The 13,650-nt window shown below is 65.7% G+C and carries 10 protein-coding genes; 5 read left to right on the forward strand and 5 right to left on the reverse strand.

Annotated features, from left to right (window positions below; all coding sequences use genetic code 11):
* Nucleotides 1-120: 120 nt before the first annotated feature.
* Entirely contained in the window at nt 121-585 is a 465-nt protein-coding gene (locus tag LSQ66_RS15255) for an Hsp20 family protein (protein WP_231766053.1), read from the reverse strand.
* A gap of 190 nt (nt 586-775) precedes the next feature.
* On the opposite strand from LSQ66_RS15255, the gene LSQ66_RS15260 reads away from it, so the two are divergent.
* Both LSQ66_RS15260 and LSQ66_RS15265 read left to right on the forward strand, forming a co-directional pair.
* Nucleotides 776-2,671 carry a M61 family metallopeptidase gene (locus tag LSQ66_RS15260; RefSeq protein WP_231766054.1) on the forward strand — a complete coding sequence of 632 codons (1,896 nt, stop codon included), beginning with the start codon at nt 776-778 and terminating at the stop codon, nt 2,669-2,671.
* A gap of 74 nt (nt 2,672-2,745) precedes the next feature.
* Entirely contained in the window at nt 2,746-3,363 is a 618-nt protein-coding gene (locus LSQ66_RS15265; protein WP_231766055.1) for a glutathione S-transferase family protein, read from the forward strand.
* 4 nt (nt 3,364-3,367) lie between these two features.
* On the opposite strand, the gene LSQ66_RS15270 is transcribed toward LSQ66_RS15265, so the two are convergent.
* Together LSQ66_RS15270 and imuA are read right to left on the reverse strand one after the other, a co-directional pair.
* Nucleotides 3,368-4,837: a Y-family DNA polymerase gene (locus tag LSQ66_RS15270; protein WP_231766056.1), complete on the reverse strand. Its 1,470-nt coding sequence runs from the start codon at nt 4,835-4,837 to the stop codon at nt 3,368-3,370.
* Entirely contained in the window at nt 4,767-5,477 is a 711-nt protein-coding gene (imuA, locus tag LSQ66_RS15275) for a translesion DNA synthesis-associated protein ImuA (RefSeq protein WP_231766057.1), read from the reverse strand. The genes LSQ66_RS15270 and imuA overlap by 71 nt, the downstream gene beginning before the upstream one ends.
* 209 nt (nt 5,478-5,686) lie before the next feature.
* Here imuA and LSQ66_RS15280 point away from each other — a divergent pair, with 209 nt between their 5' ends.
* Nucleotides 5,687-6,328: a PRC-barrel domain-containing protein gene (locus LSQ66_RS15280; RefSeq protein ID WP_231766058.1), complete on the forward strand. Its 642-nt coding sequence runs from the start codon at nt 5,687-5,689 to the stop codon at nt 6,326-6,328.
* A 4-nt stretch (nt 6,329-6,332) separates the two neighbouring features.
* Here the strand turns inward: LSQ66_RS15280 and hrpA are convergent, their stop codons facing one another.
* The gene (hrpA, locus tag LSQ66_RS15285; protein WP_231766059.1) at nt 6,333-10,442 is read right to left on the reverse strand and encodes an ATP-dependent RNA helicase HrpA; all 4,110 of its coding nucleotides are present in this window, start codon (nt 10,440-10,442) and stop codon (nt 6,333-6,335) included.
* Nucleotides 10,443-10,496: 54 nt separating this feature from the next.
* On the opposite strand from hrpA, the gene argA reads away from it, so the two are divergent.
* Nucleotides 10,497-11,807, forward strand: coding sequence for an amino-acid N-acetyltransferase (argA, locus tag LSQ66_RS15290; RefSeq protein ID WP_231766060.1), 1,311 nt, complete (start codon nt 10,497-10,499; stop codon nt 11,805-11,807).
* Nucleotides 11,808-11,842: 35 nt separating this feature from the next.
* Entirely contained in the window at nt 11,843-12,115 is a 273-nt protein-coding gene (locus tag LSQ66_RS15295; RefSeq protein ID WP_231766061.1) for an oxidative damage protection protein, read from the forward strand.
* Nucleotides 12,116-12,129: 14 nt separating this feature from the next.
* Here the strand turns inward: LSQ66_RS15295 and LSQ66_RS15300 are convergent, their stop codons facing one another.
* Complete coding sequence (locus LSQ66_RS15300) at nt 12,130-13,581, reverse strand: PEGA domain-containing protein (RefSeq protein ID WP_231766062.1); 1,452 nt, start codon at nt 13,579-13,581, stop codon at nt 12,130-12,132.
* Nucleotides 13,582-13,650: the final 69 nt, after the last annotated feature.

Genomic DNA, 13,650 nt, shown 5'->3' on the forward strand with positions numbered 1-13,650 from the left:
CCAGCAAGCTTAGGCATCACTTAATCTCAGCCTTACGGCTTGCTTAAGCTGAACGTACAAAGGCCGGGTTGCCCCGGCCTTTTGGTCACTGCTGTTCAGCGGGCCGGGGCCCGCTCCGTCTTACGCTGCTTCGCGCGGCTGCTCGAGGGCAGTCACGTTGTTGGTCACGCCGTCGATGGCGATCTTGCGCGGCTTCAGGGCTTCGGGCACTTCACGCACCAGTTCGATGGTCAGCATGCCGTTGTTGAAGGACGCGCCGGTCACCTTGACGTGGTTGGCCAGCTGGAAGCGCTGCTCGAAATCACGGGCCGCGATGCCGCGGTGCAGATAGGTGCGTTCCACGCCGTCGCGCTGTTTGCGGCCGACGATCTGCAGGGAATCACGCTCGGTGGTGATGTCGATTTCGTTGCGCTCGAAGCCTGCCAGCGCCATCACGATGCGGTACTGGTCTTCGGACACCAGTTCGATGTTGTACGGCGGGTAGCTGGGCGCGGAGTCGCCGCGCTGGGCGTCGTTCAGCAGCTGGGCCAGGCGGTCGAAGCCGATGGCGGTACGGTACAGGGGAGTGAGGTCAAAAGTACGCATGATAGATATCCTTTTCAAGTTAAGCGATATGTCCAACGGTCCCCGGATGGGCAACCGCTGATCCCGATATACGGTTGGCCAAAATGATTTCAAGGGGTATTTTTTGAAAAATTTTGCTGTTACTTTTTGAAACATTCGATGTTTCCAGCGTGCTACACTCGCCGGCTGGACCATTCACCTACTGAAGAAAATGACCCTGCCTTTTGCCCCTCGCTTCGCCCTGCTGCCGCTGCTGCTGGCCACTGCCTTTTCCGCCAGCGCCCAGTCGATTCCCAAGCCGGTGGACCAGCCCTATCCGGGCACCATCCAGATGAAGATCGACGCTTCGGACACCACCCAGCACGTCTTCCGCATCCAGCAGACCATCCCTGTCAAGCCGGGCAAGATGACCTTGCTCTATCCCCAGTGGGTGACCGCCCAGCACGGTCCGACGGGCGCGCTGAACCAGCTGGCGGGCCTGAAGGTGACGGCCAACGGCAAGCCCGTGGCCTGGAAGCGCGATCCGCTCTACGTCTACGCCTTCCACGTGGATGTGCCGCGCGACGCGAAGACCCTGGAGCTGGAATACCAGCACCTCTCGCCCATCACGGGCAGCCAGGGCCGCATCGCCGTCACGCCGGACATCCTGGGCATCCAGTGGCAGTCCATGACCATGTACCCGGCGGGCTACTACACCCGCCGCATTCCGATCCAGACCACGATGAAGCTGCCCGCAGGCTGGCAGTTCGGCACGGCGCTGGAAACGGCGAGCCGCAACGGCGACGAAGTGCAGTTCAAGACCACCGACGTGGAAACCTTCGTCGATTCCCCCGTGTTCGCGGGCCGCTACTTCAAGCGCATCGACCTCGATCCGGGCGCGAAGGTGCCGGTCAACCTGAACATCGTGGCCGACAACGAGGAAGCGCTGGAAGCCAAGCCTGAACAGATCGAGGCGCACCGCGCCATGGTCAAGCAGGCCTACAAGCTGTTCGACTCCCACCACTACGCCCACTACGACTTCCTGTTCGCCCTGAGCGAGGAGTTCGGCGGCATCGGCCGCGAACACCACCAGTCCAGCGAGAACGGCGTGAAGACCAACTACTTCACGGACTGGGCCAAGAGCGAGCCCGTGCGTGCGCTGCTGCCGCACGAATACACCCACTCCTGGAACGGCAAGTTCCGCCGCCCGAAAGGCCAGGACGTACCGAACTTCAACACCCCGCTGGAAAACAGCCTGCTGTGGGTGTACGAAGGCCAGACCCAGTACTGGGGCCAGGTGCTGGCCGCGCGTTCGGGCCTGATGAAGACGGCCAGCGTGCGCGACCTGATCGCCGCGACGGCAGCCTACTATTCCACGGTGCCGGGCCGCAGCTGGCGCGCCCTGGTGGATACCACCAACGACCCCATCATCAACTATCGCCGCCCCCAGGTCTGGGGCAACTGGCAGCGCAGCGAGGACTACTACTCGGAAGGCATGCTGATCTGGCTGGACGTGGATACGAAGATTCGCGAGCTGTCCGGCGACAAGCGCTCCCTGAACGACTTCGCCCGCAAGTTCTTCGGCGTGGCCGACGGCAAGGTGACGGCCGAGCACTACAGCTTCGACGACGTGGTGAGCTTCCTGAACGGCATTCAGCCTTACGACTGGGCTTCCTTCCTGCGCACCCGCGTCGAGAACATCGGCCCGGCGCCGCTGGACGGCCTGGCCCGCGCGGGCTGGAAGCTGGTCTACGCGGACAAGCCGACCGAGTTCCAGAAGACGGTGGAAGGCATGTCGAAGGCCACCAGCTTCCAGTACTCGCTGGGCTTCTGGCTGAGCAATGAAGGCAAGGTGGAAAGCATTGTGTGGGAAGGCCTGGGCTTCAAGGCCGGCCTGACGGCCAATGCCACCGTGCTGGCCGTGAACGGCCAGGCTTATAAGGCCGATCTGCTGCGCAATGCCATTACCAAGGCGAAAACGGACAGCAAGCCGATCGAGCTGCTGGTCAAGCAGGGCAGCCAGTACCGCACCGTGTCCTTCGACTACCATGAAGGCCTGAAGTACCCGCGCCTGGAGCGCATCGAAGGCACGCCGGACCGCCTGGAAGCCATCCTGCAGGCGCTGTAAGCAGCACCGCCGGGCGCGCCAGCGGTGCGCCCGGCCCTCCCCGCCTTCGCTACAGTGCAGCCAGGAGGCTGCACATGATCACACTGCATACCTGGACCACGCCCAACGGGCGCAAGCCGGTCATCATGCTGGAAGAGCTGGGCTGGCCCTACCGCATCGTGCCCGTCAACCTGCACAAGGACGAGCAGTTCAAGCCCGAGTTCCTTGCCCTCTCTCCCAACAACAAGATTCCCGCCATGGTGGACGACGAGGCCGGTCTCACCATGTTCGAGAGCGGCGCCATCCTCAGCTACCTGGCCGAGCGCAGCGGGAAGCTGCTGGCGCCGGAGGGCGCGGCGCGCTACCAGGCGCTGGTGTGGCTGCACTGGCAGATCGGCGGCCTGGGGCCGATGCTGGGACAGCTGGGGTATTTTTCGGAACAGAAGGATGCCGCCGCCATCGCGCACTTCGCCAAGGAGGCGGACCGCCTGCTTGGCGTGCTCGACAGGCAACTGGCCGCTTCGCGCTACGTGGCGGGCGAGGACTACACCATTGCCGACATCGCCTGCTATACCTGGTCCCACGCGGCGGCCGAGCGGCTGAAGGGCGTGCTCGGGGAAAAGCTGGACAACAAGCCGCACTGGCAGCGCTGGCTCTCGCTGGTGGGTTCCCGGCCTGCGGTGCAGCGGGGCATGGCTTGGGAGGTGGCGTAGGCTGTCAGCCGAACAGGCCGTGGAGGAACCAACGCTGCCCCTCCTCCCCTCCGCTCAGGCGCTCGCGGTAGACCCAGTAGAACACCATGTCCTCCCCTTCCGCGATGAAGTAGTCGCGCGTCTGGGCGTCGCTCCACCAGCCTGCTTCGATGCGCTCGGCGCCGGACACCATGCGCAGCGGCGAACCGTAGAAGGGGCGGTGGTCGCGCATGAGCAGCGGCACCGGCTTGGGCAGCAGCCAGGTGGGCCGCAGCAGGGGTTGAGGCGGCAGCTGGGCCTGCACTTCGGCCGCGCGCAGGGCCTGCTGCACGGGCACCCAGGCATTGGCGTGCTCGGGGCGGTAGTCCGCCTTCGGCGCAGGCTGCAGCACCTGGTCCGCGCCGAGGCGGGCGGCCAGCACTTCGAACAGGCGCTGGCGGTCCTGCGCGTTGCCGCCCGGCTCGGGAAACAGGGAGTCGCTGAGCGGCGCCATGGGCTTCACCTGCGCCGCATCCAGGCGCAGGCCGATAACGGGCGACTCCAGGGTGAGCTTGCCCAGGCGCTCCTTCAGCAGCCGCAGCAGGTGATCGTCGCGCCATACCGCTTCGGCCAGCACAATCTCCACCACCGTGGGCGGCTTGGCCACCCTGCCCCGCTCATGTTCCAGCGACAGGCGTATGCCTTCCACGGCCAGCTGGCGCGCGCACAGCCAGCCCGTCATCTGCTGCAGCAGGCGGCCCGCGCCGGACAGCAGCAGGTCCGTGTTCTCGATGCGGCCGAAGAGCTCCATCTTGGCCTGGAAAGTGGGCGGCGCTTCGATCCAGTCGTACACTTCCGGCGCTTCGCCGCGCGCCGCATCCAGCACGTCCAGCAGGGCGCGGCCGCAGCGCCTTTGCAGGCCGGGCCGGGGCAGGCGGCACAGGTCGGCAAAGCTGAAGCAGCCGATGCCGTCCAGCCAGGCCAGATAGGGCCGCGCGGGCGGCAGCACGGCGGGCGGCACGCTCGCCAGCCTGCGCAGCATGGATTCCGTTGTTAAAGAGCGGCCGCCCCGGTGCTGCGCGAGCAGCCAGGCCGCGCGCCCCGTCGGCGCGCAGCTCAGCACAGCGGTAAAGCCCAGTTCGCGCATCGTGCGGCGTACCAGGCGGCACAGGCGACGCACGCCGCCGAACAGGCGCAGGCTGGCGCCCACATCCAGCAGCAAGGTCGCATCCTCGCCCTGCGCCACCTGCGGCGTGTACTGCAGGAGCGCCATCGCCACCTCCTGCAGGGCCTCGGCCTCGCGCAGGAGGTCGCGCTCCATCATCTGCGCTTCGGGCGCCATGAGCAGCGCGCCATTGCGCCGCATGCCCGGCTTTACGCCCAGCGCCAGCGCCTGGGCGGATGCCGCCAGCACGCCTTCCTGTTCCAGCACCACCGTGCAGGCATCATCCGACCAGCACGGGCAGAACACTTCCAGCGGAAGCCGGGGCAGATGCAGGCCGATCCAGAGGCGCATGACGTCGTTGCAGCAAAGAAGGTGTTAAAGGTAAAAACAGCGGTTCATCACGCTGCGGCCCGCGCCGCTTCAGGAAAGCGATCTGCACGCCGCCCGCCACCGGTTCCAGGGCCAGCCGCAGCGGCGCCGGCGAGGCCTCGCGCGCTTCCGACATGGGACGCAGCATGCAGAACAGCGTGTCCCCGCTTTGCGCCGCCAGGTGCAGCCGGCGCAGGTGTTCGCCGCGCGCATGCTGGTGCCACAGCAGCACGGCGCCGCAGCTGCCGCTGCGCAGAATCTGCTCGGCCGCCCACAGGCCGTCCGAGCTGCGCGGATTGCTGCGCACCCAGATCAGGCGCGAAGGCGGCAGGCCCAGCGCGGACAGCGCGAGGGTCTGCGGAATCTGCGGCGGCTGCACCAGCACCACCGGCCCCTTCTGCCGCACCAGCGCAGGCTGCAGCAGCCGCATTTCGCCCACGCCCGCCTGCGGCAGCAGCAGCTCGTTCAACGCCCCCACCGGCCAGCCGCCGCCCGGCAGCTGGGCGGACAGGGCGGCATAGCCCGTGTCCACGCAGCGGGAAGCGGAACGCGCCAGTTGCGATGCAAGCCAAAGCGAGGGATGCAAGGCCTCCGGCGCCGTGATCGGGTCAGGGCGGGCCATGTTCGTAATGGATGAAATACTGTATGTATATACAGTACTCCGTGCGGCCCGATTTGGCAAGGTTTACTTGCGGTGTTGTCCAGCACCTCGCACTGTTGAATCCCTGCAAGGACGCGAAAAATGGGACTGCGCTATGCTGAAATTCGCTCCGCCGTGCATGACTGCGGTGGATTTTTTTCGATTGGTTTTTCGAATCACAGGAGACCGAAATGAGCTACCTAGACCGAGACCCGTTTGGCATCTATCGTGACAACGACAATCAGGGCCCCGGCCCCCGCCTGATGGGCGCCGATACCCTGATGGGCGAAGATGTGTACAACCGCCAGGAAGAAGACCTGGGCGATATCAAGGAAATCATGCTGGACATGCAGACCGGGCAGATCGCCTATGCCGTGCTGTCCTTCGGCGGCATTCTGGGCATGGGCGACAAGCTCTTTGCCGTGCCATGGCAGGCGCTGCAGCTCGATACCGTCAACAAGCGCTTCATCCTCGACTGCACCAAGGAGAAGCTGGAGAACGCGCCAGGCTTCGACAAGGACCGCTGGCCCGACATGGCTGACCAGCAGTTCAGCAGCGCCATCCACAGCTTCTACGGCACGCAGCAGGCCATGCCGGGCCAGCGCACCTCCACGGGCAGCGTGATGGGCAGCGGCACCAGCACCATGCAAAGCGGCAGCGGCGGCAGCTACAGCACGGGCGCCAGCACCAGCAGCAGCGGCATCGGCTCGGGCAGCAGCCAGTCCGATCTCGGCGGCAGCAGCCAGTCCGACCCCTACGGCAAGAACGTGAACCAGGTGGGCGGCCTGTCGAACCAGAACACCAGCATCGATCCGGACAAGGACCGCATCTGAGTTCCTAGCGCTGCATCGACTCCCACACCTTGAACAGGCGCTTGACGGACACCGGCATCGGTGTCCGCAGCTCCTGAGCGAACAGCGACACCCGCAATTCCTCCAGCATCCAGCGGTATTCCACCAGGCGCGGATCGGTATTCTTGCCCGCCGATTTGTCGCGCGCCACGCGCAGGTAAGGCTGCGCCGCCTGGTGCCATTCGGCCATGGCCTTCGCATCGCGCGTTGAATCGGCGCGCAGTTTTTCCAGCCGCACGTTCATCGCCTTCAGGTAGCGCGGGAAGTGCGAAAGCTGGGAGAACTCGTTGTCCGCAATGAAGCGCTTGTGCACCAGGCCTTTCAGCTGCTCCTGCATGTCCTGCGCGGCCTGCTGGTTCACGCCCTGCAGGCGCTTGGGCAGGCCGTGGAATTCGGCCAGCACCTGCCCCACCAGGCGCGCGATCTCGTTCACCAGCAGCACCAGGCGCGACTTGCCTTCGTCCTTGCGCTTGCCGAAGGAGGCCGCATCGGTGGGCAGCGGATCCTGCAGGCAGGCGATATCCAGTGCCTTGTTGATGATCTGGTCGCGCAGCTCCTCCTGCGTACCCATGGACATGAACTGCATGCCCATCTGCTGCAGGTTCGGAATGCTCTTCTCCACGAACTTGATCTGGTCCTTCATCTGCAAGGCGAACAGGCGGCGCAGGCCCACGCGGTGCGTGCGCGCGGCCACGTTGGGATCGTCGAACACTTCCAGGTCGCAGTGTGTGCCCTTGTCCACCAGCGCGGGGAAGCCGATAAGACTCAGCTTGCCCTGCTTGATCTCCAGCAGTTCCGGCAGCTCGCCGAAGCTCCAGCTGGTGATATTGCTGTGGGCTGCCGGGGCGGCAGCTTCCGGCGCGGGCGCAGGCGCTGCCTTGACGGAGCCGCGCGCCGCATCGGCCGCAATGCCGCCGTGCGCAGGCTTGGGCGGCGGCGCAGCACCTCCCGTCAGCTGCGCCAGTTGCGCAGGCGTGGCCTCGGCCATCTTCTGGAAGCTCTCGCGCGCCTGGCTGCCGTATTCCGCCTGCAGCTTGGCGAGATTGCGGCCCATGTCCAGCTGGCGGCCATGCTCGTCCACCACCTTGAAGTTCATGAAGTGGTGGGCGGGCAGCGTTTCGGGCTTGAAGTCCGTGGTCAGCACGTTGATGGTGATCTGCTCGCGGATATCGGCAATGATGGCATCGATCAGGTCACCGCGCCCGAAGGCCAGGCGGTCGTGAATGCGGTCGCAGAACTTCGCGGCATATTCCGGCAGCGGCACCATGTGGCGGCGCTGCTTCTGCGGGAGGGATTTGAGCAGCAGGTGCACCTTCTCCTTCAGCATGCCGGGCACCAGCCATTCGCTGCGTTCGCGCGAGAGCTGGTTGAGCGCATACAGCGGCACGGTGAGCGTGACGCCGTCGCGCACGCTGCCCGGCTCGAAGTGGTAGCTCAGTTGCAGCTCCAGCCCCGCCGCCATCATCTTCTTCGGGAACAGGTCGGTCGTCACGCCCGCCGCCTCGTGGCGCATGAGGTCTTCGCGGATCAGGAACAGCAGCTTGGGATCGTCCTGCGATGCCTTCTTGTACCAGGCCTCGAAGCCCGCGCCGTTCACCACGTCGGCCGGAATCTGCTTGTCGTAGAAGGCCTCGATCAGCTGGTCGTCCACCAGCACGTCCTGGCGGCGCGACTTGTGTTCGAGGTTCTCGATCTCCTTCACCAGCTTGTGGTTGTGGGCGAAGAAGGCCGCGCGGGTGTCGTAGTCGCCGCCCACCAGCGCGTCGCGGATGAAGATCTCGCGCGCTTCCGCCGGGTTGTGCAGGGCGTAGTTGATGCGGCGCTGGCTGTACACGATCAGGCCATACAGGGTGGCCTTCTCCGCCGCCGTCACCTGGGCGGGGCGCTTCTCCCAGCGCGGCTCGCCCCAGGATTTCTTCAGCAGGTGCAGGCCAATCTTCTCCACCCACTCCGGCTGGATCTGCGCCACGCAGCGCGCATACAGGCGGTTCGTTTCCACCAGCTCGGCCGCCATGATCCACTTGCCTGGCTTCTTCGACAGCGAAGAGCCGGGCCACACGTGGAAACGGATGCCGCGCGCGCCGAGGTATCCCGCGCCCGGCTCATCGTCCGACTTGAAACCGATATTCCCCAGCAGGCCGGTGAGCAGGGCCAGATGCAGGTTCTCGTAGGTGGCAGGCGCCTCGTTCAGGCGCCAGCCCTGCTCCTTCACAATGGTGAGCAGCTGCGAATGCACGTCGCGCCACTCGCGCAGGCGCAGCTGCGAAAGGAAATTGGAACGGCAGTTGTCCGCCAGCTGGCGGTTGGTTTTCTTGTGCTCGATGGCCTCTTCGAACCAGCGCCAGATCTTCAGGTAGCTGAGGAACTCGGACTTCTCGTCCGCGAACTTCTTGTGCGCCTGGTCTGCGGCCTGCTGGTGCTCGATGGGGCGGTCGCGCGGGTCCTGCACGGAGAGCGCGGAGGCGATCACCAGCATCTCGCTCAGGCAGGCGTTCTCCTGCGCGGCCAGGATCATGCGGCCCACGCGCGGATCGAGCGGCAGCTTGGCCAGCTTGCGGCCCAGTGCCGTCAGCTGGTTGGCTTCATCGACAGCGCCCAGTTCCTGCAGCAGCTGGTAGCCGTCCGCAATGGCGCGCGCCAGCGGCGGCTCGATGAAGGGGAAGGTCTCCACGTCCGTAAGATGCAGGGACTTCATGCGCAGGATGACCGAGGCCAGCGAGGAGCGCAGAATCTCCGGATCCGTGAATTTCGGGCGCTGGTTGAAATCCTGCTCCTCGTAGAGGCGGACGCAGACGCCGTCGGCCACACGGCCGCAGCGGCCCGCGCGCTGGTTGGCGGCGGATTGCGCAATCGGTTCGATCTGCAGCTGCTCCACCTTGTTGCGGTAGCTGTAGCGCTTCACGCGCGCCAGGCCCGCATCCACCACGTAGCGGATGCCGGGAACCGTCAGCGAAGTCTCTGCCACGTTCGTGGCCAGCACGATGCGGCGCGCGTTCGTGGTGCGGAACACGCGGTCCTGCTCCTCCACTGAGAGGCGGGCGAACAGGGGCAGGATCTCCACATGCGGCGGATGGTGCTTGCGCAGCGCTTCAGCCGCATCGCGAATCTCGCGCTCGCCGGGCAGGAAGACCAGCACGTCGCCGGAACCGATGCGGCACACTTCGTCCACGCCATCCACCACGGCGTCCATGAGGTCGCGCTTCTCGCGCAGGGCCGCTGCGGCGCGCAGCTGGGGCTTCGCGGCGTTGGAGCCTTCCGGCAGTGTGATCTGTTCGCGCTCCACGGGCCGGTAACGGATCTCCACCGCATACAGGCGACCGGAGACCTCGATCACCGGTACGGCGGGCTTGCCCTCCTGCGCGAAGTGGCGCGCGAAGCGCTCGGCGTCGATGGTGGCCGAAGTGATGATCACCTTCAGGTCCGGGCGGCGGGGCAGCAGCTGCTTCAGGTAGCCAAGCAGGAAGTCGATGTTCAGGCTGCGCTCGTGGGCCTCGTCGATGATGATGGTGTCGTAGGCCTTGAGCAGCGGGTCGGTCTGGGTTTCAGCCAGCAGGATACCGTCCGTCATGAGCTTGACCGAGGCGCCCTTGTGCAGGGTGTCGTTGAAGCGCACCTTGTAGCCCACGTGCTCGCCCAGCGGCGATCCCAGCTCCTGCGCAATGCGCTTGGCGGTGGACGACGCGGCGATACGGCGCGGCTGGGTGTGGCCGATCAGGCCCTTCTGGCCCCGCCCCAGCTCCAGGCAGATCTTCGGCAGCTGGGTGGTCTTGCCCGAGCCGGTTTCGCCGGACACGATCACCACCTGGTGTTTCGTCAGCGCCTCGGCGATCTCCAGGCGCCGGCCGGACACCGGCAGGTCCTCAGGGAAGGTGATGGGCGGCAGCGGGTTGCGGAACAGGCGTTCCGCTTCGCGCGCGGCGCGTTCGGCCTCGCGCGCGGCCTTCTGCTCCGGCGTCAGCGGCGCACGCTCCTCGCGGGCGCGCCGGGGCCCGCCGGCGGACGGCGAAGCGCCCCGGGATGGTCGCGGGTGACGCTGCTGAGCATCGGATTGCGGGACTTTAGCGGGAGATTGAGGCTTATTGCGTGCTTCTGACATTGTTTTTTACATAGTTTTGCTGCGAAAACCGCGCAGCGAATTATAATGCGGCGCATGGAAAACCCTGTCGAATTCGTCCACTGGCTGCGTTCTGTCGCGCCCTACATCCACGCCTTCCGCGGCAAGACCTTTGTCGTGGCCTTTCCAGGGGAGCTCGTCGCCGCCGGCGCGCTGCAGGTGCTGGCCCATGACCTGTCCCTGCTGCACGCGCTGGATATCAACGTGACCGTCGTCTACGGCTCGCGTCCCCAGGTGGCCGAGCAGCTGGCCCTGCGGAACGTGGAGGGCCGCTTCCACAACGGCATCCGCATCACCGACCCGGCGGCCATGGAATGCGCCAAGGAGGCCGCGGGCGAACTGCGCCTGGACATCGAGGCCGCCTTCAGCCAGGGTCTGCCGAATACGCCCATGTCCCATGCGGCCATCCGTATTATTTCCGGCAACTTCATCACCGCCAAGCCGCTGGGCGTTATCGACGGTATCGACCTGGAACTCACCGGCGTGACCCGCAAGGTGGATGCCGAGACCATCCACTCCATCCTGGGTTCGGACGGCCTGGTGCTGCTCTCGCCCCTGGGCTTCTCGCCCACCGGCGAGGCCTTCAACCTCACCATGGAAGATGTGGCCTGCAGCGCCGCCATCGCCCTGCATGCGGACAAACTGATCTTCATCACCGAAACGGAGATGATGAAGGACCTGGGCGGCGCCGAAATCCGCGAGCTCTCCTCGCACCAGGCGGAAGCCGTGCTGCAGGCGGGCTTCCTGCCCGATGCCACCGCCTTCTACCTGAAGCACTGCGTCAAGGCCTGCAACAACGGCGTGGAGCGGGCGCACATTGTGCCCTTCGCCATGGACGGCTCGGCCCTGCTGGAGCTCTTCACCCACGACGGCGTGGGCACCATGATCTCGCACGAGAACCTGGAATCGCTGCGCCAGGCCACAATTGAGGACGTCGGCGGGATTATCAAGCTCATCGAGCCATTGGAAGCAGACGGCACCCTGGTGAAGCGGGGCCGCGAGCTGATCGAGCGCGAAATCGAGCGCTTCTCCGTCATCGAGCACGACGGCGTGATCTTCGGCTGCGCCGCCCTCTACCCCTTCCCGGAAGAGAAAATGGCCGAAATGGCATGCCTGACCGTCAACCCGGAAGTGCAGGCCCAGGGCGACGGCGAACGCATCCTGAAGCACATGGAGAACCGGGCCCGCGCCAGCGGCATCACCAAGCTCTTCGTGCTGACCACGCGCACGGCGCACTGGTTCATCAAGCGCGGCTTCGTGCCCGCCACGGTGGACGCCCTGCCCAAGGACCGCCAGCACATGTATAACTGGCAGCGCAAATCCCAGGTTCTCGTGAAGACCTTATAATCTGGTTTTCGAATCACGCTTTAGGAGCAGCACAGATGGCCCGTACCGTCCATTGCATCAAACTGAACAAGGAAGCCGAAGGCCTGGCTTTCCCACCCGTGCCGGGCGAAATCGGCAAGAAGATCTACGAATCCGTGTCGAAGGAAGCCTGGGATGGCTGGCTCAAGCACCAGACCATGCTGATCAACGAAAACCGCCTGAACCTGGCGGACCTGCGCGCCCGCAAGTATCTGGCGGCGCAGATGGAAAAGCACTTCTTCGGCGAAGGCGCCGACGCGGCCGCGGGCTACGTGCCCCCGACGGCCTGAGCAGCTAGCAGCCTTCAGCGGAAAGGGGCGAAGGCGCGCGCCAGACGCGCATTCGCCGCCTTCTGCTGCCACTCCTTGCCCAAGGCCTGGTTCAGGGGCAGCCCGCCTTTCCCGTAGTAATAGAAGTAAGCCAGGTTCTGCATCGCTTCCGGCTCGCCAGCCTCGGCGGCCTTGCGGAACAGGCCAGCGGCGACCTTGTCGTCCCGCTTGCCGATCGGATTTTCGCCCTTGTACTCCTCCATATACCAGAGACCCAGCAGGGACATCGCGTCCGCGTCCTCCAGCTGGGCGGCGCGCTCGATCATCCGGCCCGCCGTCTTGAGATCTTTCCGCACTCCCTGGCCATTCAGGTAGAACTTCCCCAGCCAGTACAGCGACTTGGCTTCGGCATAGCCGCCCTCGGCGCCGGAAGCGACGGCCTTCTCCAGCCAGGCGCGCGACTTGTCGAGCTGCTCCTGCGGCCAGGGATCGGTCTTCAGTTCCATGAGGGCCTGGTAGTACATGGCACGCGGTTCGCCCAGCCTTGCAGCCTGCAGCACATAGGCCTGGTACTTTTCCATGTCTTTTTCGAGCCCGCCCAGACCCGCCTGATGGAGGTTGGCGAGCGCGAACACGGCCCGCCCCGACTGCAGCGTTTCGCCCTTGCGCGCCCACTGCACGGCCTGCGCCAAGTCGCGCGGCACGCCCCAGCCGTTCAGGAAGAAGGCCGACACGGCGCCCACGCAGGGCGCGTGGCCCGCATCGGCGCAAGGGCGGTACCAGCGATAGGCTTTCGCGTAGTCCTTCTGCACGCCGATGCCGTTCTCGTAGCGTGTGCCGATGGTAAACATGGCGCCCGGATCGCCCTTGCTGGCGGCCTTTTCCAGCCAGCTGGCTTCGCTCACCTCGTCGGCCGCCACGCCCGCGCCCTCGCCATAGCGGCGCGCGACCTCGACCATGGCAGGCGTGTCGCCCGCTTCCGCCCTGGCCAGCACGGCGGCGAAAGCGGCCTGTTCGCGCCGGGCGGCCTCGTCGGCCACGCGCTGGCGTTCGGCTTCCGCGCGGGCAGCCGCAGCGCGCCGCTCTTCCTCGGCCTTCGCGGCGGCTGCGCGGCGAACTTCTTCCTGGCGCCGGCCTTCCTCGGTCAGGTGCGGCGCGGAGAGCGCGACTTCCACCTTCTTGACCACGCCGCTGCCCATCCTCACCTCCTGCATGAAATCGCGCTCATGCAAGGCGTCGACCGGTTTCAGCACGCGCAGCTTGTACAGCCCTTCTGCCAGGGCAATATCGATCGGGCATTCGCCCTTGAACTTGCCGTTGATGCTCACTTCGGCGCCCGCACCGTCCTCGTCGCAGGCCACACGCAGCAGCGAGTCGGCCGCCGGCGCGGGGACGGACGGGGCAGGCTTCGCCGGGGCGGGCCTGGACGGCGCGGCCACTGCCAGGCTGGAGGCGAACAGGAAGGGAAGCAGGCGGAAATCAGTCATGGAGCGGCCGAAAGATGTTGCGGGACCGGCAAATCTTGTTACATTACCGCTTGTAAGTCAATTTCCGAT

The organism is Massilia endophytica (assembly GCF_021165955.1).
Lineage (GTDB): Bacteria > Pseudomonadota > Gammaproteobacteria > Burkholderiales > Burkholderiaceae_D > Rugamonas > Rugamonas endophytica.